Below are 976 nucleotides of genomic sequence, written 5' to 3' on the forward strand. Positions count from 1 at the left end.
CTATCGCGAAACCACTATGGCTCGCGTTCGAAAAAGCAGGGACCCTCATGGCCAGTTTTTTATCAAAGCTTTTTAAGCCCAAGTGGCAACACACCTCTTCAGAAGTACGCAAAAATGCTATTGCAGACCTGAATTCAGCCAACAACGAAGAGCAACAGACGCTCGTCCAGCTTATGCTCAATGATGCGGCAGCAGATGTTCGTATTGCTGCGCTTAAACGACTCTCAGACCCAGCAACGATTATCAAGCACTACGCTTCCTTAAAAGAAGAAGACAAATCGCAAGCGCTTGAAATCACAGCAGAACAAAGCAAGCAGTTAGGGCTAAGTCTGTTTGATTTAATTCAAAACGACCAACTATTGGCTGAAATTATCATTGCCTCCGAGTCGCAAAATGACTTTATGAACGGTTTAGCTCGCTTGCAAGATGAGCAAGCCCTTCTGGCAATCGCAAGCAAAGCGAACCTTAGCCGCGTGCGCCAAGCTGCGACCGAACTCATCGAAACGGAACAAAACCTTCAACAGGTCATTGATGTTGCGCGCTCAAAAGACAAAAACGTTTTCCAAATTGCCAAAGCGAAGCTAAGCGCCATCCGTGAACGCAAAAAACTCGCCCAAGAACAACGCGAACAACTACTCACTCTGTTGAGCAACCTACGCGAACACGCAAGTACAGAGGATACTAACCTGTACAGCGCGAAACTAGAGAGTCTTACTCAGAAGTGGGTAACGCTGAGTGCGATCGCCACTGAAGACGAGACGAAACAGTATCAAGATCTCTTCTACCAATGCGATGTTCGCTCAAAACAACTTGCCGAAGAGTCAAAAAATAATGCGAAAGCGGAAGACAACGAGAACGAGGTTGATCCAACGCAACCAAATGATCGCGAATCGAATTCGGAGCATTCTGAGCTGTCTGCCACGTTACACACTCTAAACGACACGCTTGATCAGTTACGAAAGAGAGCCGCCTCGGC

1 protein-coding gene is annotated in these 976 nt (G+C 47.1%); it reads left to right on the plus strand.

Annotation, left to right across the window (positions count from 1 at the left end; translation table 11 throughout):
• Positions 1-47 precede the first annotated feature (47 nt).
• A partial coding sequence (locus tag A3751_RS20190; protein WP_156492676.1) for a hypothetical protein occupies positions 48-976 on the plus strand: 929 nt, incomplete at its 3' end.

The organism is Oleiphilus sp. HI0080 (assembly GCF_001635135.1).